This is a genomic window from Paenibacillus sp. NPDC101420, from assembly GCF_050277435.1.
Lineage (GTDB): Bacteria > Bacillota > Bacilli > Paenibacillales > Paenibacillaceae > Paenibacillus_AQ.
Genome location: NZ_JBNNSE010000001.1, coordinates 636016 through 658637, shown reverse-complemented (window position 1 = coordinate 658637; position 22622 = coordinate 636016). Strand labels below are relative to the sequence as shown.

Here is a 22622-nt window from a genome sequence, read left to right as displayed (position 1 = left end):
GTTCGTATTTTTAATCTATTCTACCCCCTATAATTATTATTAGCGAGTATGAAATAAGGCTGAGGGGAAGATGAAGATGAACAAAATTATACAGGATCAAGAAGTTGTAAAAGATCAAACTGTTACCATTCAAGATGATTTCTGGGGCGGATACATTAGGCTGGTCCAGAACGTTGTTATCCCCTATCAATATGAGGCATTGCACGATAGAGCACTGGGAGCTGAACCCAGTCATGCCATTGCTAATTTTGAGATTGCTGCGGGCAGGAAGACTGGCGAGTTTTACGGCTGGGTATTTCAAGATAGTGATGTGGCTAAGTGGCTGGAGGCTGTTGGTTATTCCTTAAGCATCACACGTGATCCTGAGCTAGAGCGTCAAGCGGATGAAGTGATTGACCTCGTTGGCGAGGCGCAGCAGGAAGATGGATACTTAAATACTTATTTTACGATAAAAGAACCGGGTAAACGCTGGACCAATTTGAACGATTGTCATGAGCTGTACTGTGCTGGACATTTCATAGAAGCTGCCGTTTCTTATTATGAAGCTACTGGCAAAAGAAAACTGCTCGACATCATGTGCCGAATGGTTGATCATATCGATTCTGTGTTTGGACCGGAAGAAGGTAAAATGCAGGGCTATGATGGGCATCAGGAGATTGAACTCGCGCTGGTTAAGTTGTATCGATTGACAGGTGAGGAACGATATTTGAAGCTCAGCAGCTTTTTTATTAATGAGCGAGGTCAACAGCCTAATTTCTTAAAGGAACAATGGAATAATCTGGGGAACATCAATTTTTTCACAGGTCGGAAGGAGAATCTTGATTTAAAATATTACCAGAGTCATCTTCCAGTAAGAGAGCAGGAAGTGGCTGTAGGCCATGCTGTACGTGCGGTTTATATGTATACTGCTATGGCTGACCTTGCCGCTATTACGGGAGATGAATCACTCCGTGAAGCATGCGAGAGGCTGTGGAATAACATTACGAACAAGCAAATGTACATTACAGGCGGGATCGGCTCTACACATAGAGGGGAGGCGTTCACCTTCGATTATGATCTGCCAAACGATTCGGTGTACGCAGAGACTTGTGCCTCTATTGGGCTGATCTTTTTTGCACAGCGTATGCTGAGAATATCACCGGATGCACGGTATGCCGATGTCATGGAGCGGGCGCTTTACAACAATGTACTGGGCTCGATGGCACAGGATGGCAAGCACTATTTTTATGTGAACCCACTGGAAGTATGGCCTCAGGCATGCAGTTGCAACCCGGAGAAACATCATGTGAAGTCTGAACGTCAAGGCTGGTTTGGCTGCGCCTGCTGCCCTCCGAATGTCGCGCGTCTACTTACTTCGCTCAATCAATATATTTACACGGTTCATGGCGATACACTCTATACGAATTTGTATATTGGAAGTAATCTGAACACTAAGCTGAGTGGAACGGATGTTACGATTCAGCAAGAGTGCAACTATCCATGGAAAGGTACAGTCTCGATGAAGATCAATCCGAAAGAGGAAGTGGAGTTCGGGATTGCTTTACGGATTCCATCGTGGAGTCTAGGAATGGAAATCAGCGTCAATGGTGAAGCGCTGAACACTGCTGAGAACATCGAGCAGGGCTACCTCGTTATTCGGAGAATGTGGAGAGCAGGAGACATAATCTTAGTGAATGACCCAATGGAGGCACATCGCATTTACGCTCATCCCAATTTGCGTGCAGATGCTCAAAAAGTAACGATTCAACGCGGACCGCTTGTGTATTGCCTTGAAAGTATCGATAATGGTGAGCCTTTAAGCTCTATTTCTTTAAAAGAAGACGGTGAACTTACGGCGGCTTTTGATGAGACTTTGCTTGGTGGCGCTGTTGTTGTCGAGGCAGATGGACTGTGTGTTGATCAAGAGAGCTGGAGTGGTGGACTTTACAGCAGAGAGAAAGCACCCCTTCAATCCGTTAAGGTCAAAGCTGTTCCATATTACTTGTGGGGCAATCGTGGCAGTGGTGAAATGAAGGTATGGATTCCGGAAGGTAGTATGTGAGTTATGGGACAGGCAAAGTAATTTAAGGTTTAGGATAGCTGGGATTTACGCTTTATTGTATGCTATATTTGATCGGGACAAGGTAGCTGATCATTTTACAGAAAATATTGGAGGCATCACAATGAGCAAACGTTATCGAATTACACGAGCTATGCAAAATGATGGAGGTTCAACACAAACCATATCTTTAGAAGAGTGCAAGCAGTATTTCGCATCCAAACCTGATTTCACCTATACATCAGTTTATACAGTAGCAGGCGCCACTACGATGTCTATTGAGGGAGATTTCTTTATGTGGAGCTTTGGTGATACTACAATCCCATTTAGGCATTATCAAGGGGATATTTACGTTTCTGGAAATAATGAAGCTGTGATCCCGAGAATGCTTGAGGTTGCGAGTGATTTAAGAGCAGATGTTGTGGAAGGGTAAAAAAAAGACCCCTGAAGAGTTCAGGAGTCATCCAGCGTTAATTATAGATCCGCCCAATCGTTCAAGTGAACGGTTGAGCGGATTTTTTTAACCCAGTTCTACAACTACGTGGTGTACTGCACCGTCTCCAACTGGAGCAATGATGTTACCTTCGACAGCTGTGCCATCCAGGGTAAGACTAACTACACCTTTGGATACATGGTTCGGGTTCTTGATTTGAATCACATAAGTATCTCCACGGAAGACACGTGTGATTTCAAAGCTATCCCATTCAGTAGGAATACAAGGATCGATCTTCAGACCATTGAAATCCGCTTGGATGCCAAGGATCGATTGAGTGATGGCTACATAGTTCCATGCAGCAGTACCAGTCAACCAGGAGTTTTTAGCTTCCCCGTGACGAACGGCATCTTTACCTGCGATCATTTGGGAGTAGACATAAGGCTCTGTGCGGTGAATTTCGCTGATATCCTCCAGGTAAGCAGGAGCAATTTTTGCGTAAATTTCAAACGCTCTGTCGCCATGTCCAAGTACAGTTTCAGCGATCATGATCCAAGGGTTATTATGGCAGAAAATACCGGCATTTTCTTTGTAGCCCGGAGGGTACGTAGAAATTTCACCCAGGTTCAGATAGTACTTGGAATACGGTGGCTGTTGCAATACGATACCGTATTTAGTATCCAAATGCTCTTGTACGGATGATAGAGCTTTTTCAGCTTGACCATTTTCCACACCGATACCGGCCATTACGCAGATCCCTTGTGGTTCGATGAAGATTTTACCTTCTTCATTTTCTTTGGAACCGATCTTGTCGCCATAGTGATCATAAGCACGAAGGAACCAATCGCCATCGAAGCCGTGCGTCAATGTGATTTCTTTCATGTTGTCAATCTTAGCTTCAGCATCCACAGCTACATCGTTAAGTCCGCGCATCCGGCAGATTTCAGCATAGTCCGGTCCAACGAAGACGAACAGACCCGCGATAAATACAGATTCCGCAACGCGACCTTCGATGTTGGCAGTAGTTTGGAAAGATTCACCTGGCTCAGTAGAGAAGCAGTTGAGGTTCAAGCAGTCATTCCAGTCTGCGCGCCCGATCAGCGGCAAGCCGTGAGGTCCGAGATTGTTAGTTACATGCTCGAAGGAACGTTTCAAGTGCTCAAACAGCGTAGCGGTGTTATTCGGATCACTGTCAAAAGGAACCTGCTCATCAAGAATCGAGGTATCACCAGTTTCTTTAATGTAAGCAGCCGTTCCTAGGATCAACCAAAGCGGATCATCGTTAAAGCCGGTGCCGACTTCGTTGTTCCCTTTTTTAGTGAGCGGTTGGTATTGGTGATAGGCACTGCCATCTTCAAATTGTGTAGCCGCAATATCGAGAATACGTTCTTTAGCACGTTCAGGAATTTGATGAACAAATCCGAGCAAGTCTTGGTTAGAATCACGGAAGCCCATACCACGGCCAATACCGGATTCAAAGTAGGAAGCAGAACGGGACATGTTGAAGGTAACCATACATTGATATGGATTCCAGATGTTAACCATGCGATCCAGTTTCTCGTCGCCGCTTTGGATTTGATATTTAGACAGCAGGTTATCCCAGTGAGCAGCAAGTGCAGCGAGTGCAGCATCTACTTGAGCATCTGTAGCAAATTGTGCGATCATAGCTTCTGCTGGTTTTTTGTTGATTACATTCAGGGATTCCCATTTATCTTCTTCAGGGTTCTCGATGTAGCCGAGTACAAAGATGAAGCTTTGTTCTTCACCTGGTTCAAGCGTAATGTTAAGTGCGTGTGATCCGATAGGGGACCAACCGCTAGCTACGGAGTTAGTAGGTTCGCCTGCAACTACAGCTTGTGGGCTTTCCAGACCGTTGTACATCCCTACGAAAGCTTCACGATCAGTATCGAAACCAGCGATTTCTTTATTTACGGAGTAGAAAGCATAGTGATTTCTGCGCTCACGATATTCAGTTTTGTGATAGATAACGGAATCCTTCACTTCAACCTCACCGGTGCTGAGATTGCGTTGGAAGTTAGTCATATCATCTTGTGCATTCCAGAGACAGAACTCTGCAAAAGAGAACAGTTTCACGGATTTTTTAGCAGAGCTCGTGTTCTTCACTACAAGACGATGTACTTCAGCATTATGACCCATAGGGACAAAAGCAAGCTGGTTCACAGAAATTCCGTTCCGTTCGCCAGTAATGGAAGTGTAGCCAAGACCGTGACGGCATTCATAGAAGTCGAGATCACGTTTTACTGGCATCCAGCCTGGGGTCCAGAAATCACCATCGTCATAAAGATAGTAGTAGCGGCCGCCGGTATCCAGTGGGATATTGTTATAACGGTAACGGGTCAATCTTCTGAGACGAGCGTCCCTATAGAAGGTGTAGCCACCAGCTGTATTGGAAATAAGTCCGAAAAATTGCTCATTACCAAGATAGTTAATCCAAGGGTAAGGGGTTTTAGGTGTGTTAATTACATACTCTTTTCGAGTGTCGTCAAAGGTTCCGAATTTCATGTGAGAAAGTCTCCTTTCGATTGTGAACGCGCGTTTATAAGTTTCAGAAAAAATTCCCTCGAGGGAAGGGAGTTTTTTCAATGCTTTTAAGCAAGACAATTAAAGCAGTAGTTTCGATACCGAATCAAATAGCAGCTTCACGGAAAAATATGTAGATTTCTTCAGCGAAGGATTGATCTTAAGCTATTTCTTCGGCGGTTGACAGGAATCTCTCTCCACTAAACGAGCTGGAAAGCTGATCGTGCTAAACGTCGGCTGCTGTGAATCACACAGCTCGATTACTTTTTCAACTGCAGCCTTAGACATTTCATAGATCGGCAAGCGTACAGAGGTCAGCTTAGGCTGAATACGGGATGCTAGCTGAATGTCATCAAATCCAACCATGGAGAGATCTTCAGGGACAATGATTCCGTGCTCGGAGAACGCTTCCATCGCTGATATAGCCATATCATCGTTGGAGGAGAAGAAGGCCGTTGGCAAAGGTTCACCAGAAGCAAGGAGCTTCTTAACCTCTTCGTAAGCAGTCTCTTTCAGAAAATCACCTTTCAGAATAAATCTCTCATTTACAGGCAGGCCATGTTTCTTCAGCGTATCTTCATAAGCCGTATAACGCTCTCGTCCAGAGTACGTATTCATTTGCCCACAGATGATGCCAATCTCTTGATGACCCAGAGAGATCAAATATTCAATCGCTTCTGTGGTGCCCTCGTAATCTTTGGAGTTCACAATGGCCAGATGATTGCGGTCAAGATGCTCCGACATAATCTCAGAAATATCATAATCAATTAATACGAGAGGAGAGTCGAGCCCTACCATTTCTCGGACGATATTAATATCCTTCTGAGTGCCGACAATGATACCGCCGTCAATCCGTTTTTGAAGAAAAGCTTGCTTTACCTTGATGAAATCGTCGGGAGAGTAAACTGTATGAATCAGTACATAACATCCTCGGGCATTCGAGGTGTCGACTACGGCATCAACGAATGGAGCAAAGTAATTGTTCTGATAAATTCGGGTAGTATTCTCCTTCTCATTCATACTGATGGCGAAGAGTCCGATCGTATCGGTCTTCTTACCGGCTAAAGCCCTTGCAAAGCTGTTCGGTTCGTACTGATGTTGCTCAATCACCCGCAGCACTTTGGCCCGGGTCTCTTCAGGGACGTTGGAATAATTGTTGATCACGCGGGATACCGTACTTCGGGAAACCCCGGCCAACTTAGCTATATCTTCGCTGCGCATGTTTCCCCTCTTTTCATAAACGCGCGTTTATGAGTTTATTGTAAGCGATAGCATTGTATAAATCAATCGTAAATAATAAGAAATTTGTGAAGAAGGGAAGAAACTAGTTAATAGTTTGTATAAGATTTTTGCAGAGAAAGTGCATTGAAAGCTATAAAAGTCATGCTACTATTGTGATAATGATTATTGAGAATGATAATCAATGAAAATATAGCATTGGAGTGAAGGGATAATGGTAAGATGGGGTCGGAAGTTTTTATGGTCAGCAGTACTTATTATGGCATTGACCGCGCTGGCGGCATGCGGAACGAATAGCAATACTACAAAAGATAATGTTGCTAAAACAGAGAATGCAGAGGAATCAACCTCAGCTAGCAGCACACCGAGCGAAGGAAGTGGAAATGCTTCGGAAGAGGTTGCAACTCGGACGATTACAGGAGAATTCGGAGATGTTGAGATTCCAGTCAACCCTAAACGGGTGGCCGGGATTTACCTTGAAGATTATTTGAAGGCATTGGGGATTACCCCGGTGGTTCAGTGGTATCATCCAAGCTGGGGCAAACAGGATTACTTAAATCTCGATGTGCCAGAATTTGATATCACCGGAAGCTTGGAAGCGTTGTTGGAGAAAGACCCTGACTTGATTATTGCGGACGGAGGCGCGGATGCGGCGAGGTATGAACAATATTCCAAGATAGCACCAACGTATCGTCTCCCTGAGGCGGCGCTGCAGGACTCAAGACAAGTGCTTACAGCGATTGCAGATGCGCTCGGTATTCCGGAGAAGGCTGAGGCTGTGCTCGCCGAGTATGATCAGAAAGTGGCAGATGGAAAAGCTAAACTGCAACAGGCTCTGGGGCAAGAAAAAGTAGCAGTGATCCGGCTCAACGTAGCGGATAAGACCTTTGCTTTGTTCGGTGTTAAAAACCGTTTTATCGGTGTGATTTATTCTCAATTTGGCCTGACACCCGTGCCTATGGCTGCAGAAATGACCGAATATCAATCTATTATTTCCGAAGAACTTATTCCTCAGCTCGAAGCGGATCATATCATCGTATTCCCTGACAACGGGGGCTGGGATACTGAAGCGAATCAGGAAGCGATCCAAATTCTTGATGGGCCGCTGTGGAAGAGCCTACCCGCAGTGAAGAACGGGAATGTTTATAGAATGGAACGTTCCCACTGGCAGACTGGTGCCATCACGGCCAATTCGATGAAGCTTGATGACCTGCTGGAAGCTATGGTGAAATAAATGGCAGCTGCCTTGAAGGAATAGCAAAAAGAAGGTCTATCAGCACCCTTGATAGACCTTCTTTTTTGTTTTACACTGAAGTGAATGAAAATGGTTCTCAATTGGGGGCGGGAGAATGGCAAAAGATTTGCAAGACAGCAATAGAAGGAAGCTATTCTATAGCTTGATAAATATAGAAACCCAATCCCTGTCAGGAAGCGGACAGAGTGAGGTGTTTCAGGATCATACACTACTCATTGTATCGGAAGGACAGGGGTATGTTGAGGCTGAGTTGAGGCAGTTTCCACTGGAAAAAGGTAATGGGTTCTTGTTCGAACCAGGGTTATTAAGCAAAATCAATGCCGAGGAGCGGGGGCTTAGCTTTTATCGGCTTACTTTTGAAATCATCGAAACCGGGGAAAACAGGCAGAGTGAAATAGAAGGAAGGACTAAAGAGGACCTCCTTCGATCTGGTTTGTTAAGCTGTAGACCCTTTTCACAATGTAAATTACTGCTAGAGGCTATCTACCATAGCCGTAGAAGCACAGATGAGATCGAATGGTTCGCAGGCCATACGCGCTTTCAGGAGCTGCTACTGCTAATCATGCGTGCAAATTCCTCTTTCGTTCAGGTCACGGGTGATCATGAGGCAATACAGCGTTCCATTCACTATATGGAGGAGCATTATAACCAAGCCGTAACCGTTGATCAGTTGGCTGAAGTTGCAGGTATTACACGTGCGCGTTACACACAAACATTTAAAGAGGTGACAGGGAGGGTTCCCTTGGAGCATTTGAACGGGCTTCGTATCGAAAGAGCACAGCAGCAGCTACTGCTGACGAATGACCGTATGCATGATATCGCGGTATCCGTCGGATATAGTAATGAGTATTATTTTAATCGGCGTTTTAAAAGATCGGTGGGTGTTACTCCAGGCCAATACAGAAGCTTCCATCAGGATGGATTGAGGGTGTTTGCTCCTTTTTTGGAAGATTATCTATTGGCTCTGGATATTACGCCTGTGGCGCAATATTCTCACGCCGAGTGGGGGAAACAAGAGTACTTGGCTCTCCACAATGTGCCTGAGGTAGATATTTCGACTCGTAATTGGCAGGAGCTCTCCCGGTATACGCCCGAATTGATCTTGCTGGATAATGGCTTTCATCGTTGGCATCTGGAGGAGTGCAGCCGGATCGCTCCGTTGTTCAAGCTGCCTGTTCATCAAGAGGATTGGCGTGCCACTTTGTATTCCGCAGCAGCCGTCTTTGGCAGAACGGAACGTGTCCAGGAAGTGATCGACAATTATGAGCATCAGGCACAGCAAGCCAAGCAGCTGCTTACCCGTTCCGTCCATAGTCAGACCATAGCTTGTTTAAGAATCTCAGTCTACGGAATCACTCTTTATGGATGTGAGCATTTGGGGTATACAGGAAGTGTGCTTCATCATGATTTGGGCTTGCAACCCCATAGCTTGGTTCGGAAGTTGACCCGTGGAAAGAATCGGGTGAACCTGACAAAAGAAGAGCTTGCCAATCTGACTGCGGATCATTTGTTTATTACCTTTGATCAGCTTGAAGGGGGAGGACGGGAACTGCTGGATACACAACTCTGGCGCAACTTACCTGCTGTACGTAACGGCAGCGTATATGAGGTGGATTTCATGGCCTGGATGAATTACGGCGTATTGTCGCATCAGCGTAAGATTGAGGATGTATTAAGAGCGTTAGGATAAGTCAGAAACTAGACCAGATAAAAAAGAGGACAATAAGTGCCACTATACTGCTGACGCGGGTCATTAATAAATAAGCCTCACTCGGCTCAACGTCACCTTTGACCATCCATCCGTATCTCATGTACCATCCGAATCGTGGGAAAAAGATGTTAAGTAGCGCTAACAGAACAAAGAGGAAAATAAAAAAGCCCATGATTTATCACTCCTTTATGTAATGTATACGCGAAACTGTATGGAGGGTGTCCCGATTCATGTGTGAGTTTCCATATATTTATTTAAGCTTATGCAATATAGACTGATAAAAAATGAAAATTGCTTAAGGAGCGGATAAATCGTATGGAACACACAGGTCTTTTTTTCGGAGGGGGAGTAGGTGTTTTGTTCTTTTTAATTTGGTTGATATCAATTGGCTTGGGAATCTACTTCTTCGTTCTGCTAGTAAAATTGGCACGTAGAGGAATAGCGGCTTTAGATTTATACATCTACGCTAAAAATCGTGAAATACGTACTCGTTATGAGTCGGTTCCAGACAGATCAGAGGAAATTTAAGGCCATTAAATGATTAATGATACTTAAAGTATGAGATACCCTAGCTACCTTAACAGGTAGTTGGGGTATTTTTTGTGGAAATATTCAGGACTATGCTATCGATGAGGTATGTTTAGCGGTGTACTGTTGTGTTTACATAAAAAAGAGTTCGTTAAATAAAAAATGGTTTTCTAAAAATAAAGGAGGAATTGATCGATGTCTAACCAATATACGATGCAAGATCCTACCACTCAGTACACCAAGGCAGGACCTGAATTTCAACAGCAGCAACAAGAGCCGGGGCTTCAGAAGATGATGAATCCCGTGCCTGATACAGGTGAAGATACCTATCAAGGCACCGGACGTCTGACTGGACGAAAAGCGATTGTTACAGGGGCAGACAGCGGGATAGGCCGAGCTGTTGCGATTGCTTTTGCTCGTGAAGGCGCAGATGTTGTCTTATCCTACATGCCGGAGGAAGAAGAGGATGCAAAGCAGGTTCTCAAGCTGGTGCAGGAAGCAGGACGAACCGCAATCGCCATCCCAGGTGATCTTAAGGACGAGGAGTACTGTGAACAGCTCGTCGATACTGCAGTCAAGCAGCTGGGTGGGATTGATATTTTAGCCAATGTAGCGGGCAAACAGCAATTCGTCCCCGATATTGCTGATCTTACTACGAAGCATTTTGACGATACCTTTAAAACGAACGTATATGCTATGTTCTGGCTGTGTAAAGCGGCAGTGAAACATATGCAACCGGGTAGCACCATCATCAACACTTCTTCCATTCAAGCCTATAACCCTTCGCCCATCCTGTTGGACTACGCGACGACCAAGGCTGCGATCAATACATTCAGTAAATCTCTCGCTCAGCAAGTAGCTGATAAGGGGATTCGAGTCAATGTAGTGGCGCCAGGTCCCGTATGGACACCTCTTCAGGTGGTGGGTGGGCAACCAGAGGAAGTGCTGAAGGAGTTCGGTGCGAGCACACCACTAGGTCGTCCGGGACAGCCTGCAGAGATGGCTCCGGCGTATGTATTTCTTGCTAGCCAGGAATCGAGCTATATTAGTGGCGAAACGCTAAATGCCAATGGCGGAACTCCAACCCCATAGAATATTTAGTGGGATGTTGGTATTGTAAATACGGAGAATTATTCTAAAGCACCCTACTAATTTTAACTGTGGGGTGCTTTTGTTTTTATATGAAGAAAGGTGTATTATAGAATTTAATACTTTTTATCCCATTATTTTTATAGAATATGATCTAGAACTGATCAAGAATGTCGAATACATAGATTTCCTGCGATTACCCGAGAAATATTTGAGTTGGTACAAGGTTTAGAGTTTAGTGTAGACCAAAGAAAGAATTAGGAGCTGTATTATGCGTAAAAAGAAACTAGCAACACTCATCATTTCCTTTGTTCTGATCATGGCGTGTTTTTCATCAGGAGCAGTCTTTGCGGATAAAGGAAACGGAGCTGTAATGGAAAGTGACACAAAGGAAAGGCTGATGGAAAAGTATGATCTTGTAGAGCCTGAACTTACAAATCCAAAATCACTTTGGAGCCAAAGCGATTTTGGAGTCAGTAACCCTATTGCTATATTTGTAGGTATCAGTAGGTTATATCTGAATCCATATGTTTTTGCTGCGCAAGAAATGATTAATCATTTGATTGACCGAAGCCGTCAACATTAATGACCCATGAGAGGGTCATTTTTTAATAAGAGATAAATTAATCGCTCGTTACTTGTATATCTTTCAAAATATAATCCCAGTTATCATAATCGTTCATATCATCAGGAAATTCTAACACACAAATATGATTAATATTCCAATGGATTTCTCGTACTGATGTTAATTCACGAACAGGATAAAGGATAAGGACAGTGAATTCGTTCGGCTTTAATATATCAGACAAAATCGCTTGTAGCTCTACAGCCTGTTCGTATGTGGCGAACCATCTAATGAATAGAATTTTTTTACTGCTTAGTAATTTGTCCCAAAATCTCTTAATTCGTAAATCCAGCTTTGCTTTATAAGATGGATAGGTCGTAGACCAATGTTTACCCAAAGTGATTGGGAAATCATGTACAGAGATAATGTTATAAAAGGTATCCTGAATAAAATACGATTTCACTAACGCTTTCTTGTTTCCATTAGGATAAGCGGGCACTCCATCCTCTAGAAAAAAATGTGTCTCTTCGAGCATCTTCAGATTTGTGAACTCCATGAAATTCTGAAATCTATTCTTATAAAGTCTGGTTACATCAGTTAATGAATAAGAAATCATCCAGTCAAGAGGCATGGAGAATGTTCTCAAGTTATTTCTTTGCATATTTATAGCAGGAGCACAAGACATACCTAAGTTTACGATTAAATCATAGCTCTTCTTTACATCTTGTAAGTTCATGGACTCACCTAATTTCGATCAGATTCAGGTTCTATTCAACGTTAAAAAAGAGCAGCAACTTAGCTGCCCTCTGAAAATATTAATGGCGTTGTAACAGCAAATAGCCGCTAATCCTTGAAGTTTTTTTACGAAACACAACTTTAAAACCAATGTCATTATCTAATAAACAAGCTAAGGCGGTGTCAAGTAGCCCGTTGGGTCTTAAGCTAGGTCGACAAGGCTCAGCATTTCCAATGATGCGGACAGAGATAATCCTACGTGCAGAGCCACGAACCAAAGGATTTCTGCTCCAAGTGATCAATACCAAATCAGGTTGACGAGTTGCCATTCTGATCCACCCCTTTCTATTAAGCTTCTCTATATAAAATGCACAATAGATTGTAATGTGCTAAACAGAAGCGGAGTGCTATTTTGATCAGCGGTGGGAATTAAAGAGTTACACTTGTTTAATTCAGGTTTTCAGAATACAATAAAGTAAATTTATGGATGTTCGAATAGCGTAAACGTAGATGACCACAAGGGAGCATATATTCATAACACCGTACGACTGAGCAAGTATTTGATCAATGATCAAATACTTTTTTATTTTCGTTTATAAAAAGCTAAATAAGGGGGACACGATGAAAATAGGGAAACCGATTAGAAAGAAGGTATACGGATTTATTTTGCAAGACAATGAAGTTGGAGAAAAGACCTTATTAGTTTATCTTAATGTACCAGAAGTACCCTTTAGATTAGTAGGTGGTAATGTCGATGCCGGGGAAACAGAAGAAGAAGCCTTATTCAGGGAAATTCAAGAAGAAAGTGGACTTAAACAATTTAAATTAGTAAAGAAAATAGGAACACAATATTATTATAAGGATTATATAGATGCAAATGTTGAAAGACATGACTACCTTCTGATTCCAGAAACAAGATTACCTGAAAAGTGGAGATTCACTGGAGAGGGTGAAGGAGAGGACTGTGGAACTGTTTTTAACTACCAGTGGATAAAACAAGATGAAATATACTTATTAGATAAAGAATTTAGAGAATATATGTCGGAAAAATACATACAAGAATTGTTCGGCAATGGATAGGAGGTAACTACCATGCCCATTAGATGATCCTTACTCTGAGGTGATAGATATGAATAATCGTAAAATCTTCTCATTTCTTCCTTTGATCATTTTTTTATTTATAATATGGTACCTTTTGATGGCAAGTACATCTGCTGTTGTTAATGTAGTGTCAGTAGATAAAAGAGAAATAGTAGTACAAAATATGAGCGGTGATCAAACTACAGTCACAATCCCAAAAGGAATATTTAAGTTGATTAATATAAATGAGGAGTACTTTGTTTCCTATAATAGTAGAATAGGGCAAAAACCTTTTTTAACTTCAATAGAACCAAGTGCTAAATGATTATTGGAAGCAGATTTAACAATAGAACTTATGAATAAAATGGCTGATATATAAAGCATAAAATTGGTGGGATTACTTTGCGTGTAGTAAAGCATATCATGTTATGGTTTGTTTCGACGATTTTATTCACCTTGGCCACTTTTGGATTAGAGCTATGGGAAGGAAATAAGATCAGTACGACTGAATACTATGGGTTTCAAAATATAGGGTTTGTTTTTATTTTCTTAGCATTTCTTTTTTCAGCCGTTCTTTACCCAATTATAATTTTTCCTTTCTCTTGGGTTGTTCGAATGATTGCAAATCCTTTGATTACCCGCATAATGATATTGCTTCTGAGTGGTATCGGGGGATATGTTTTCTTTTACAAGGCATACGATGAACGCTTTATACAGGAATATCATTTGAATAGTAGTATAGCCATTATCCTTTTTGGTATTGCCGGTTCCATTTATGTCTTGGTGGATTATTATCTTGATCAGAGGAGTTGAATATATGAGCTATTTTGAAAGAGTTAATAAAATATCAAACATTTTATTTTGTGTTTTTGGATTGTTTTTTATTTTGACTATAATTTTCTTTTCTACTAGCAGCTTCTCAGAAATCTTGCGTTATAATTTCACAAATGACTTAAGAGGAGCAATGATTACAGTCATTAGTTTTATGATCTCTTTATTTTCACTTGTCCTGGGCATTACTTTGAAATGTCTTGTAAAAGACTCTGATGAAACGATACAGCTTATCGCCACAAGAATAAAGTAGTTGTTGAAATCTCAGCATGTATAACAAATCCCTGCAACATTTGCTTATGATGAAACCATTATATTGGATATTCGTATTCCTATAAAATGATGTTGAAAGGTCGTGTGCGTGATGGATAACGGGTATTTTGTTGGATGGGGTACATTGGCATTAATAAATGCCGGGTTAGCACAAGGTAAAAATAGGAGTGGATTAAACTGGTTTTTAATTTCTTTGCTTTGTGGCCCATTGGCTACATTTTTTCTTGTAATATCGAGTAAGCTGCAAATTCATTAGCCCATTAATTTCGGGAGGGGATTTTTTGCTGAAAGCACTAAGGTTGTTCGGTATTTTATTTAGTGCAGCAACAATCATTCTGGCAATACTATTTTTCCGCGGTCAGGATCAAGTGATCATGTCTTGGACAATGATGGGGATGTGTGGAGCTCTGATTTTTAATGGAGGAGCTACCTATTTTAAAACTAAAGATAAAATGGCTGCTCTGTCTTCGATTGTTGGGATGGTACTCTTAATATTCTCGCTTACTAAATTTCCATTTTAATAAAACACCCCATCAACCAATAAAGGTCGGTGGGGCTTTTTTACGTTTTATCTCTTTTTCAATCAAGTTATAGTAGGTTGCTGCAGGCTATGCTTATTTTTTTTTCTTCTTTGTGGGTCCAATCTGGCGCCTTACTTTATTGTTCTCATCAACCTCAATAATATAAATGTCCTTCACTGTACCGGAAAGAGTAAACCATTCACGTAGAGCATCAGCTTCAGTCATTGGTCCCAATATTCGTTTTCCCCTATAACATATAAAAAACACTCCTACTCCTTAGTGAGTTTGCGAAAATGCAATAATCCTCAAAACAATACTCATTAACGATTTTCAGTAAGTCTCATTATTTTATATTAATGCTAAATTATAGGGGATGCAATATTGAGAGATTGTTCTTGTTTAGTTCAAGTAACGTTTATATAAGGAACCATAGGCATGATGCCCCATTATGAGAGATAAACGGTTCCAGATATAATTGATAATCATTATCAATGTTTAAGATGTAATTAACTTAAACAGATTGTGTAACGGATCGGAGTGAAATGCAAGATGAAGTTGGAAGATCATATTGCCGCATGGAATTATGCAGCCGTTAAAGTGCTGGATATTCGACATGCTGTGATGGAGCCTGGGGACAAGCTGCAAGGCTATATATTGATTTTTCATATTATTCCGATATCTAATCTCTTGATAAGCAGCTAGATTTTGTAGTTGAGAAGCTAGTGTCAACGTATGAAAAAAATAGAAATCTAGATGATAAAACAGCTGTTATCCCTAATTTAAGAGGGAAATCGTATTTCGGTCTGTTTTTACTCCTAGGAATATTGCTGCTGCTTTCAGTAGCGGCTTCTTTCTCTTTTGGCTCTGATTCCATGAGCCTGAAGATGGCATGGACAGCGATAGAATTGAAAGGATTGTAAACAGGCTTCCACGTATTTCATGTTGCAAAAGTGGGAAGGAAATTATATATCAGTAAAGCGGAATTTAGGAATTGGTTGGAGGATAGAAGCGATGATATTTTCCCAGAGGATCACATGAACTGATACGAAAAGTAAACGCGATTCGTATCAAATTCGTATCACAGGGATTTTTAATAGAATGATAAGTGAATAGAAAACAAAAAAAGCCTTGAATATCAAGGCTTTCACATATAGGACGGATGGGGTTCGAACCCATGACCCCTACCCTGTCAAGATAGTGCTCTCCCGCTGAGCTACCGTCCTGCGACGAATTTCATAATACCATACGATAGAGTAGGATGGCAATTCTTTTTTTACAATCTATAGGGATGATAGTTTACATAGTCTTTAAAATAATAAGAAAAGGGGATGCCGCTCCATCCCCATGAGCCACGTCAGATAAAGAACGGGAGTAGAAATATATCGCTTATACCGAAAAAAGGGATGCGTCGTGGAAAGAAGCGACGTCTTGGGAAAAAGCCAGGCCGGAAGCCAAATTGTCTATACGCCGATTCGTGTGTAGGCATTCCGTTTAAACGTTCTACCATTTCGTTGCTAGGAACCGCAAGAGTAACATAGTTTTGATCTACATGGGCAATAAAGCCATCAAAGGACTGACCGTCAGTCGTTGTAATACCAACGTATTTGTTCATACAATTCCAACTGACCTGTTGATGTAAATTTGCATTTGTATCCATAAATAACCTCCTCAATTGAATAACCCTGATAACAGTCTATGGTTCGTAGCCTATAACGTTCACGGCGTTAGCCTATAGGGTAACCATAAAATTCGGGTTATTTTGTGTGAGGTGGTGGTTGTGTATTGGAGCGGAATCACTTTCTTCCCTTAAATAATAGTGAAAATTATCCATTATCTGTTTGTTTGACCTTGAAACGATTCTAAAAGTTGCGTCGTATACTTAGCCGAGTGCTTTTTTATGGAAATACTCCTTAAGCACTTATGATAAAATGGAGGGTAATGTACAGCAGTTAGATAAAAATTGAAAGAAAAAGGAGCTTGAGATCTTGCCGCAAAATGAGCAGAAAAAGAATTCTTCCACGCCATGGAAATGGTTGGGGGGCGGGGCGGCGATGCTCCTGATTAAAGGAAAGGCGATTTTGTCTCTTCTGAAAATAGGTAAAATTGCCGGGCCGTTAATATCAATGATGATTTCAATATGGGCTTATGCTTTGATTTACCCGTGGGGGTTTGCCGTGGGCTTTGTCCTGCTCTTGCTAGTCCATGAATTAGGACATGTAATAGCAGCGAAACGGATCGGGCTTCCAGTCAGCGCTCCGCTGTTTATACCGTTTTTGGGAGCTTTAATTACAATGAAAAAACAACCGCTGGATGCCCAGACGGAAGCTTATATTGCTTTTGGAGGTCCGATCTTAGGAACCATTGGGGCTACAGCCGTTTTTTGGGCGGCTTATTACATGGATAGTCCACTTCTCTATTCCTTGGCTTATATAGGTTTTTTACTTAATTTGATCAATCTGCTGCCGATTCACCCGCTTGACGGCGGCCGTATTGCAACCGCGGTGACGCGCTGGCTGTGGCTTGTGGGGCTCGTGGGTGGTTTAGCCATCATCATCTATATGCGTTCGATCTTGTTCTTTATTATTTGGGCGTTATTTGCTTACGATCTGTATAACAAATATGTGAAGAGACGCACTAACAATCGCCTTTATTCTGTAACGAAGAGTTTCTTAATTCCAGTAGAGCCACTTAGAGATGCAGGCTACATGATTCCAGGACCAGAGCATAGAAGAGATTTACCTTTTACTACTTACAGTGATTTGGAAAGACAGCAGTATGTAGGGGTGAGATGGGATCAACTGAACTACATTGGTAGAGCTGCGCTTCCGCAGCAATGCATCATTGAAAAGGTACGTATCTCGCAGCTAGAGCCTGTGACCTTAGAGAATGGGCTTCATCTAAAGATGAATTGTGATATCAGCTATTCTGTCTATGAGAACGACAAGTATTACGATGTGCCGGCTAGCTCACGCTGGAAATACGGTATCACTTATTTTGTATTAGCTGGCTTTTTGGGAGGAATGATGTACATGGTCCATGCCGTTGGAAATGTGAATCTATAAGGGTTAGAATCGGGCAATGAAGTGATCCAATGGTTTATAAAACTCATGAACCGTCAAAGCTGTAATGAGAATAACCGCAGTTGAACGGTGAAAGGAGTAAAACCATGCTTAAATTTTTGAAATGGGAAGTCGGCGTTTGTCTGCTGTTACTGATGGTCTTGGGAGGATGTTCCGAGGCGAAGCCAACAAAAGTCATGGAAATCAAAGAAATGACTAACCTAGATGGAAAGCCAAAAGGTCAGTACCCTCCATTGTCACCAGTGATGCAAGACACATACAATCGTTCGATTCCTGAAGAAGTATATTCTGCAGATTAGAGCAGCGTAGAAGATGATTTCTCATGCTCAGGCTTTTCTTTCTAGTCGAATTTTTATATAATAGACAACTATCGTTGGATACATAGAGAGAGGAGTTTGGGACTAACATGGCGGCAGAAATCTTACGGGTAACTACAGAGGAACAGCTTCAGATGGGGTTGGATATTCGTACTAAAGTATTTGTAGAGGAACAAATGGTACCGGCTGAGGAAGAAATTGATGAATACGATGTTATAGGTCCGAATGCGCACCATATTCTAATTATAGATGAAGGTGTACCTGTGGCTACGGGAAGATTGATTTATTACAAAGCAGGTACAGCCAAAATGCAGCGTATCGCCGTACTGAAAGATTATCGAGTCAAAGGATACGGACGTGTTCTGTTGCTAGCTATGGAAGAGCTTGCTCGGGAGCTTGGACTGGAAGCTTCGATTCTTGATGCACAGTGCCAAGCTGAGAATTTCTACAAGAAGCTAGGATATGAAGTGATTTCTACGGAACCTTTTTATGACGCAGGTATTCTACATGTACGGATGCAGAAAACTCTTTAAAAATAGTGCACATAATTTACCGTTCTATGAAGCAAGCTAGGATGTGCCATATGATGGCAAATCCAAGTGCAAGGGGCGAGCTGAAGTGCCAAATAACGAACGCGAAAGTTTCGTAGCTGTACAGAAAAATGGAGACGGAGATTTAACCAGTTTCCAGACCTCTACAGGACGTGTCCTGGCGTATGACCAAGCGCTTCAAGAAGTACAGGCCGGAAATATTGCCGGAGTGAATGCTTTTAAAGGTAAAGACGGAGGAACTTATATTCGCGGCGACGCGGATGGGGATCCAACCAACAATTTGGATAATCTTCCGAGTTTCTCATAGTTCAAAAGGCAAAGACCGTACATACGTCATCGGACGTCAATGTACGGTCTTTTTTTTTATCAAATCAGAGTTTATAAATTACATGCTGCTCAATAAACTCCATCTCTCCAGTAAGTCCGACGAATTGAGGTTGTTCATCGCTATAATGCATGAGCTTGATGATACGTCGAACATCTTCAGGTAAAGACATTAACTCCTCCAGCGTGGTGTGAACAACACCTGATCCACCAAGCTGACAGTCATGCAGAATCATACGGATGCCATGCTCACGGACAAGGCGTATAAGTAGATCCGGCTGAAAAGTCATGTCCGCGCTGTAGAAAATCTCATTATTTATTAGAAGGGAATAGCTATCTTTGCCAGGAATATGCGGCGTATGTATGATCTCGAGCGAAAGAGAAGGAGCGAGCTTGTACGTAATTCCGGGTTTCATAGGTTTAACCTCGAAGATATCGGTCAGGGAGGCTACTGCATCTTTTTGATATAATCCACCCTTTAAGGTGTTGTTCCAAAGTGGCTCAACAAGCGTCTCTGGTAAATGTAATCTCATTGTTTTCCCGTATACGTGTTTTAGCGTAAGTGCTAGCTCTTCTAGACCTCCAACATGGTCCGCATGAATATGCGTAATTAGAGTAGCGTTAACGTCACTGAAGGATTTCCCGATGGTATGTATGGCAAGTGGGGCAGTAATCCCGCAATCAATCAGTAGGGTATAATCATCAGCTAGTAGCAGGGCGTTATTGTTGAAAAAATTTTTTGCAAAAGCATTGCCAGTTCCTAGCATTTGTAGGCTCAGACTCATAAGAAAGTACCCTCCTGAAATCGCTGTTAGCTAATATATCAACTTTGAACAAGTACATAATATCATTTTTCGGAAGATGAATGAAATATTTACCTACAATTAGCGCAACTTGCTGAGACAAAGTAAGTATACATTAATAGCATGAATTATTTGGAGGGTTTCAAATGAATAGATGGAAAAAAGTCACTTTATGTGTGTTTGCTTTTTCCTTGATGGGTGGCTCCTTATTGTTCGCCGATTCTGTGAGTAAGAAAATCAGGGTATGGAGCAACGGGACGGAAATTGTAGACGGCGGTTATTTGATTGATGGAAAAACATATATTCCCGCAAGAGAAGCGGGCGGGGTAGTGAATTGGGATGGATCTGGAAAAGTGACGATTCTTAAGCCTAATGTTCATATTGTTCTTTTTAAGGATAATACGGTCTTTGGTAACGTAAACGTAGGCAAGCTTAAGATTAAAATATTAACCCAGGTAGATAGCTTAACAGAAGAGGTTTCAGCTGTAAAAGTAGCCATAACGGACCCCTCTGGTAATGTTAAGGATATTCAGTCGCAGGAGCTTGAAGGCTCGCAGAAGGATAATTTCTGGTTTCCGACCTCGGAGTTTACTTATGATTTTAAAGAAACCGGCAAATATCGGGTAGGCTTCTACATGAAAGCTTCCAAAAATGCAGATTACGTTCTTGTGTCAGAAAAGGTAATTACAGCTCTTAATTAAGGGTTCTAAATTGACCTGAACTAATCTAACGTGGTAGTATACCAGATGTAGGATAATACAATTCAAAGTGAGGTATTACAATGAGCGATCACAAACATGAGCATGGTGAAGCATGCGGTTGCGGGCATGATCACGACCATGAGCACGAGGAGTTTGTGCTGACCTTGACGAACGAGCAGGGCGAAGATGTTGAAATGGTATTGGTTGAAACTTTCGACATCGGTGAGAAACTATACGCGCTGCTGTTAGAAAAGGAAAATCCTGAAGCGGATGGCATTATTCTGCGTATGGAAGAAGAAGACGAAGAAATGGTATTGTACAATATCGAAGATGAAGAAGAATGGAAAGCTGTTGAAGAAGCTTACAACAATCTGCTTGCTCAGCAAGAATAGATTTTAGCGACTAAATTAAGCTGTTCTATTGTGTATATGACAGTTGATGTTTATATACAGAAACCCGATACTTATTATGGTATCGGGTTTTTGTATAAATGAATGAAGTTTTTTAGGAAAATGATGGGGCTTAGGAAATAGGATCGGCTTCTACAATCACTTTTATGTTCGTGATGCTGCGATCTTCAGGACCTTTAACCGGAAGTCCGATCTCCACATGGTCAATAATATAATCGATGTTATCCTGAGTGATAACCTCGCCAGGGAGAAGAATAGGAATTCCAGGCGGATATACATATATAAACTCTGCAATAATGTAGCCAGCAGATTCACGGAATGGAACTAACTGCGTATCCGCATAAAAAGCGTCCCTTGGAATCAGAGCAAGCTGTGGAATTTCTGGAACCTGAACCTTAAGTTCGTAGATTTCACCCTTGCTGTAATGAATGGCGGACAACACCCGAAGTGCAGCTAATAATTTATCTACTGATTCTTGGGTATCACCTGGGGTAATAAGGCAAAGAATATTATACATGTCACTTAGTTCTACTTCGATGTTGTACTTCTCGCGCAGCCAGTTTTCGGTTTCGTATCCTGTGATCCCTAAATGGCGCACATGAATGTTGAGCTTAGTTGGGTCATGATCAAATGTAGCTTCTGTCCCAAGGATCTCTTTTCCAAAGCTGTACAGGCCTTCGATCGTATTGATCGTTTCGCGTGCATAGTTGGACAGTCTGATGGTTCTTTCCGCCATTTCATGACCGTTCAGCGCGAGATTACGTCTTGATGTATCCAAAGACGCTAATAAAATATATGAGGTAGATGTTGTAGTCAGCATGCTCATAATGGTCTGTACCCGTTGCGGGTTAATCAGACCCGTCTTAGCATTAAGATTCAGTACCGAGCTTTGCGTCATGGAGCCGCCAAGTTTATGCACACTAGTGGCAGCGATGTCCGCTCCGGCCTGCATGGCCGATACCGGCAGATCCTCATGAAAATGAATCAGTACTCCATGTGCCTCGTCCACCAATACGGGTACACCGTAACGGTGAGCCAGGTCGACAATCGAACGCAGGTCGGCGCATACACCGAAGTACGTGGGATTGATTACTAGAACTCCTTTGGCGTCTGGATGACGCCTTAACGCTCGTTCCAGCGAACTGGTCGTTATGCCGTGATCTATCCCGAGATTCTCATCCTGAACAGGCGAGACAAACACAGGCTTGGCTCCGGAGAAGATAATGGCCGACATCACAGATTTATGAATGTTGCGCGGCACAATTATTTTATCACCCGGTGAGCAGACAGAGAGGATCATCGTCATGATGGCATTGCTCGTGCCCTGTACGCTAAAATACGTATAGTCGGCGCCGAAAGCCTTCGCAGCCAGCTTCTGAGCTTCCTGGATTACTCCAGTTGGCTGATGTAGATCATCAAGCGGTGCGATGTTGATTAGATCGATGGATAGAGCGTTATCGCCGATAAACTCACGGAATTCGGCATCGGTTCCTAGCCCCTTCTTATGCCCCGGGATATGAAATTGAACGGGATTGCCGGCGGCATGCTTTTTTAAAGCTGTGAAGAGGGGAGTACGGTGTTGATTCATTTAATGCTG

At 42.2% G+C, this 22622-nt stretch carries 27 protein-coding genes and 1 tRNA gene; 18 read left to right on the top strand and 10 right to left on the bottom strand.

Going from position 1 to position 22622, the window contains the following annotated elements:
- Positions 1-76: 76 nt before the first annotated feature.
- Entirely contained in the window at positions 77-2041 is a 1965-nt protein-coding gene (locus ACQKMP_RS03065; protein WP_427468799.1) for a glycoside hydrolase family 127 protein, read from the top strand.
- A 121-nt stretch (positions 2042-2162) separates the two neighbouring features.
- Positions 2163-2471, top strand: a complete 309-nt coding sequence (locus tag ACQKMP_RS03060; protein WP_042187261.1) for a hypothetical protein — start codon at positions 2163-2165, stop codon at positions 2469-2471.
- 87 nt (positions 2472-2558) lie between these two features.
- On the opposite strand, the gene ACQKMP_RS03055 is transcribed toward ACQKMP_RS03060, so the two are convergent.
- Both ACQKMP_RS03055 and ACQKMP_RS03050 read right to left on the bottom strand, forming a co-directional pair.
- Entirely contained in the window at positions 2559-4994 is a 2436-nt protein-coding gene (locus ACQKMP_RS03055; protein ID WP_427468798.1) for a GH36-type glycosyl hydrolase domain-containing protein, read from the bottom strand.
- 183 nt (positions 4995-5177) lie between these two features.
- On the bottom strand, positions 5178-6233 hold the full coding sequence (locus ACQKMP_RS03050) for a LacI family DNA-binding transcriptional regulator (RefSeq protein ID WP_042187264.1): 1056 nt from the start codon (positions 6231-6233) through the stop codon (positions 5178-5180).
- Positions 6234-6465: 232 nt separating this feature from the next.
- Here ACQKMP_RS03050 and ACQKMP_RS03045 point away from each other — a divergent pair, with 232 nt between their 5' ends.
- Together ACQKMP_RS03045 and ACQKMP_RS03040 are read left to right on the top strand one after the other, a co-directional pair.
- Positions 6466-7485: an ABC transporter substrate-binding protein gene (locus tag ACQKMP_RS03045; RefSeq protein WP_427468797.1), complete on the top strand. Its 1020-nt coding sequence runs from the start codon at positions 6466-6468 to the stop codon at positions 7483-7485.
- 115 nt (positions 7486-7600) lie between these two features.
- Positions 7601-9196 carry a helix-turn-helix domain-containing protein gene (locus tag ACQKMP_RS03040; protein ID WP_427468796.1) on the top strand — a complete coding sequence of 532 codons (1596 nt, stop codon included), beginning with the start codon at positions 7601-7603 and terminating at the stop codon, positions 9194-9196.
- Between the two features lies 1 nt (position 9197).
- On the opposite strand, the gene ACQKMP_RS03035 is transcribed toward ACQKMP_RS03040, so the two are convergent.
- The gene (locus ACQKMP_RS03035; protein WP_042187270.1) at positions 9198-9389 is read right to left on the bottom strand and encodes a DUF6199 family natural product biosynthesis protein; all 192 of its coding nucleotides are present in this window, start codon (positions 9387-9389) and stop codon (positions 9198-9200) included.
- 551 nt (positions 9390-9940) lie between these two features.
- On the opposite strand from ACQKMP_RS03035, the gene ACQKMP_RS03030 reads away from it, so the two are divergent.
- Entirely contained in the window at positions 9941-10837 is an 897-nt protein-coding gene (locus ACQKMP_RS03030) for an SDR family oxidoreductase (RefSeq protein WP_427468795.1), read from the top strand.
- 268 nt (positions 10838-11105) lie between these two features.
- A complete protein-coding gene (locus ACQKMP_RS03025; RefSeq protein WP_427468794.1) occupies positions 11106-11420 on the top strand; it encodes a hypothetical protein in 315 nt (104 codons plus the stop codon).
- Positions 11421-11457: 37 nt separating this feature from the next.
- Here ACQKMP_RS03025 and ACQKMP_RS03020 read toward each other — a convergent pair whose 3' ends face one another.
- Positions 11458-12135, bottom strand: a complete 678-nt coding sequence (locus tag ACQKMP_RS03020; protein WP_427468793.1) for a DUF1796 family putative cysteine peptidase — start codon at positions 12133-12135, stop codon at positions 11458-11460.
- 79 nt (positions 12136-12214) lie between these two features.
- Positions 12215-12463, bottom strand: coding sequence for a hypothetical protein (locus tag ACQKMP_RS03015; RefSeq protein WP_076299475.1), 249 nt, complete (start codon positions 12461-12463; stop codon positions 12215-12217).
- A 292-nt stretch (positions 12464-12755) separates the two neighbouring features.
- Here ACQKMP_RS03015 and ACQKMP_RS03010 point away from each other — a divergent pair, with 292 nt between their 5' ends.
- The 5 genes from ACQKMP_RS03010 to ACQKMP_RS02990 all read left to right on the top strand — a co-directional run bounded on the left by ACQKMP_RS03010 (position 12756) and on the right by ACQKMP_RS02990 (position 14839).
- On the top strand, positions 12756-13214 hold the full coding sequence (locus ACQKMP_RS03010; protein WP_052404253.1) for an NUDIX domain-containing protein: 459 nt from the start codon (positions 12756-12758) through the stop codon (positions 13212-13214).
- A 49-nt stretch (positions 13215-13263) separates the two neighbouring features.
- Positions 13264-13539: a hypothetical protein gene (locus tag ACQKMP_RS03005; protein WP_143763994.1), complete on the top strand. Its 276-nt coding sequence runs from the start codon at positions 13264-13266 to the stop codon at positions 13537-13539.
- Positions 13540-13616: 77 nt separating this feature from the next.
- Positions 13617-14027: a hypothetical protein gene (locus ACQKMP_RS03000; protein WP_149644140.1), complete on the top strand. Its 411-nt coding sequence runs from the start codon at positions 13617-13619 to the stop codon at positions 14025-14027.
- Between the two features lie 4 nt (positions 14028-14031).
- Positions 14032-14298, top strand: coding sequence for a hypothetical protein (locus ACQKMP_RS02995; RefSeq protein ID WP_427468791.1), 267 nt, complete (start codon positions 14032-14034; stop codon positions 14296-14298).
- A 301-nt stretch (positions 14299-14599) separates the two neighbouring features.
- Complete coding sequence (locus tag ACQKMP_RS02990) at positions 14600-14839, top strand: hypothetical protein (RefSeq protein WP_076282962.1); 240 nt, start codon at positions 14600-14602, stop codon at positions 14837-14839.
- A 93-nt stretch (positions 14840-14932) separates the two neighbouring features.
- Here the strand turns inward: ACQKMP_RS02990 and ACQKMP_RS02985 are convergent, their stop codons facing one another.
- Entirely contained in the window at positions 14933-15073 is a 141-nt protein-coding gene (locus tag ACQKMP_RS02985; RefSeq protein ID WP_156113100.1) for a hypothetical protein, read from the bottom strand.
- Positions 15074-15388: 315 nt separating this feature from the next.
- Here ACQKMP_RS02985 and ACQKMP_RS02980 point away from each other — a divergent pair, with 315 nt between their 5' ends.
- Positions 15389-15541 (top strand): hypothetical protein, encoded by a 153-nt coding sequence (locus tag ACQKMP_RS02980; protein ID WP_340968957.1) that lies wholly within the window; start codon positions 15389-15391, stop codon positions 15539-15541.
- A gap of 449 nt (positions 15542-15990) precedes the next feature.
- Here ACQKMP_RS02980 and ACQKMP_RS02975 read toward each other — a convergent pair.
- Both ACQKMP_RS02975 and ACQKMP_RS02970 read right to left on the bottom strand, forming a co-directional pair.
- Positions 15991-16062, bottom strand: a tRNA-Val gene (locus tag ACQKMP_RS02975).
- Between the two features lie 131 nt (positions 16063-16193).
- The gene (locus ACQKMP_RS02970) at positions 16194-16496 is read right to left on the bottom strand and encodes a hypothetical protein (protein ID WP_042187286.1); all 303 of its coding nucleotides are present in this window, start codon (positions 16494-16496) and stop codon (positions 16194-16196) included.
- Positions 16497-16824: 328 nt separating this feature from the next.
- On the opposite strand from ACQKMP_RS02970, the gene ACQKMP_RS02965 reads away from it, so the two are divergent.
- From ACQKMP_RS02965 to ACQKMP_RS02950, 4 genes are all read left to right on the top strand, one after another.
- On the top strand, positions 16825-17901 hold the full coding sequence (locus ACQKMP_RS02965) for a site-2 protease family protein (protein ID WP_427468790.1): 1077 nt from the start codon (positions 16825-16827) through the stop codon (positions 17899-17901).
- Positions 17902-18005: 104 nt separating this feature from the next.
- Complete coding sequence (locus ACQKMP_RS02960) at positions 18006-18218, top strand: hypothetical protein (RefSeq protein ID WP_427468789.1); 213 nt, start codon at positions 18006-18008, stop codon at positions 18216-18218.
- Positions 18219-18325: 107 nt separating this feature from the next.
- Positions 18326-18769, top strand: coding sequence for a GNAT family N-acetyltransferase (locus tag ACQKMP_RS02955; protein ID WP_042187292.1), 444 nt, complete (start codon positions 18326-18328; stop codon positions 18767-18769).
- Positions 18770-18854: 85 nt separating this feature from the next.
- Positions 18855-19094, top strand: coding sequence for a DUF3892 domain-containing protein (locus ACQKMP_RS02950; protein ID WP_042187294.1), 240 nt, complete (start codon positions 18855-18857; stop codon positions 19092-19094).
- 64 nt (positions 19095-19158) lie between these two features.
- Here the strand turns inward: ACQKMP_RS02950 and ACQKMP_RS02945 are convergent, their stop codons facing one another.
- On the bottom strand, positions 19159-19896 hold the full coding sequence (locus ACQKMP_RS02945) for an MBL fold metallo-hydrolase (protein WP_427468788.1): 738 nt from the start codon (positions 19894-19896) through the stop codon (positions 19159-19161).
- A gap of 164 nt (positions 19897-20060) precedes the next feature.
- Between ACQKMP_RS02945 and ACQKMP_RS02940 the strand changes: the two genes are divergently transcribed.
- Both ACQKMP_RS02940 and ACQKMP_RS02935 read left to right on the top strand, forming a co-directional pair.
- Complete coding sequence (locus ACQKMP_RS02940) at positions 20061-20615, top strand: copper amine oxidase (RefSeq protein WP_427468787.1); 555 nt, start codon at positions 20061-20063, stop codon at positions 20613-20615.
- 80 nt (positions 20616-20695) lie between these two features.
- Entirely contained in the window at positions 20696-21007 is a 312-nt protein-coding gene (locus tag ACQKMP_RS02935; protein ID WP_042187300.1) for a DUF1292 domain-containing protein, read from the top strand.
- 130 nt (positions 21008-21137) lie between these two features.
- On the opposite strand, the gene ACQKMP_RS02930 is transcribed toward ACQKMP_RS02935, so the two are convergent.
- Complete coding sequence (locus ACQKMP_RS02930; protein ID WP_042126789.1) at positions 21138-22613, bottom strand: aminotransferase class I/II-fold pyridoxal phosphate-dependent enzyme; 1476 nt, start codon at positions 22611-22613, stop codon at positions 21138-21140.
- Positions 22614-22622 lie beyond the last annotated feature (9 nt).

Bases quoted from the DNA above. Each gene is read 5' to 3' on its own strand.
- ACQKMP_RS03045 (WP_427468797.1), top strand. From the start codon at position 6,466: ATGGTAAGATGGGGTCGGAAGTTTTTATGGTCAGCAGTACTTATTATG.
- ACQKMP_RS02935 (WP_042187300.1), top strand. From the start codon at position 20,696: ATGAGCGATCACAAACATGAGCATGGTGAAGCATGCGGTTGCGGGCAT.
- ACQKMP_RS03065 (WP_427468799.1), top strand. From the start codon at position 77: ATGAACAAAATTATACAGGATCAAGAAGTTGTAAAAGATCAAACTGTT.
- ACQKMP_RS03025 (WP_427468794.1), top strand. From the start codon at position 11,106: ATGCGTAAAAAGAAACTAGCAACACTCATCATTTCCTTTGTTCTGATC.
- ACQKMP_RS03035 (WP_042187270.1), bottom strand. From the start codon at position 9,389: ATGGGCTTTTTTATTTTCCTCTTTGTTCTGTTAGCGCTACTTAACATC.
- ACQKMP_RS03040 (WP_427468796.1), top strand. From the start codon at position 7,601: ATGGCAAAAGATTTGCAAGACAGCAATAGAAGGAAGCTATTCTATAGC.
- ACQKMP_RS03015 (WP_076299475.1), bottom strand. From the start codon at position 12,463: ATGGCAACTCGTCAACCTGATTTGGTATTGATCACTTGGAGCAGAAAT.
- ACQKMP_RS02940 (WP_427468787.1), top strand. From the start codon at position 20,061: ATGAATAGATGGAAAAAAGTCACTTTATGTGTGTTTGCTTTTTCCTTG.
- ACQKMP_RS02955 (WP_042187292.1), top strand. From the start codon at position 18,326: ATGGCGGCAGAAATCTTACGGGTAACTACAGAGGAACAGCTTCAGATG.
- ACQKMP_RS03060 (WP_042187261.1), top strand. From the start codon at position 2,163: ATGAGCAAACGTTATCGAATTACACGAGCTATGCAAAATGATGGAGGT.
- ACQKMP_RS02970 (WP_042187286.1), bottom strand. From the start codon at position 16,496: ATGGATACAAATGCAAATTTACATCAACAGGTCAGTTGGAATTGTATG.
- ACQKMP_RS02930 (WP_042126789.1), bottom strand. From the start codon at position 22,613: ATGAATCAACACCGTACTCCCCTCTTCACAGCTTTAAAAAAGCATGCC.
- ACQKMP_RS03010 (WP_052404253.1), top strand. From the start codon at position 12,756: ATGAAAATAGGGAAACCGATTAGAAAGAAGGTATACGGATTTATTTTG.
- ACQKMP_RS03050 (WP_042187264.1), bottom strand. From the start codon at position 6,233: ATGCGCAGCGAAGATATAGCTAAGTTGGCCGGGGTTTCCCGAAGTACG.
- ACQKMP_RS02980 (WP_340968957.1), top strand. From the start codon at position 15,389: ATGAAGTTGGAAGATCATATTGCCGCATGGAATTATGCAGCCGTTAAA.
- ACQKMP_RS03030 (WP_427468795.1), top strand. From the start codon at position 9,941: ATGTCTAACCAATATACGATGCAAGATCCTACCACTCAGTACACCAAG.
- ACQKMP_RS03020 (WP_427468793.1), bottom strand. From the start codon at position 12,135: ATGAACTTACAAGATGTAAAGAAGAGCTATGATTTAATCGTAAACTTA.
- ACQKMP_RS03055 (WP_427468798.1), bottom strand. From the start codon at position 4,994: ATGAAATTCGGAACCTTTGACGACACTCGAAAAGAGTATGTAATTAAC.
- ACQKMP_RS02995 (WP_427468791.1), top strand. From the start codon at position 14,032: ATGAGCTATTTTGAAAGAGTTAATAAAATATCAAACATTTTATTTTGT.
- ACQKMP_RS02945 (WP_427468788.1), bottom strand. From the start codon at position 19,896: ATGAGTCTGAGCCTACAAATGCTAGGAACTGGCAATGCTTTTGCAAAA.
- ACQKMP_RS03005 (WP_143763994.1), top strand. From the start codon at position 13,264: ATGAATAATCGTAAAATCTTCTCATTTCTTCCTTTGATCATTTTTTTA.
- ACQKMP_RS02960 (WP_427468789.1), top strand. From the start codon at position 18,006: ATGCTTAAATTTTTGAAATGGGAAGTCGGCGTTTGTCTGCTGTTACTG.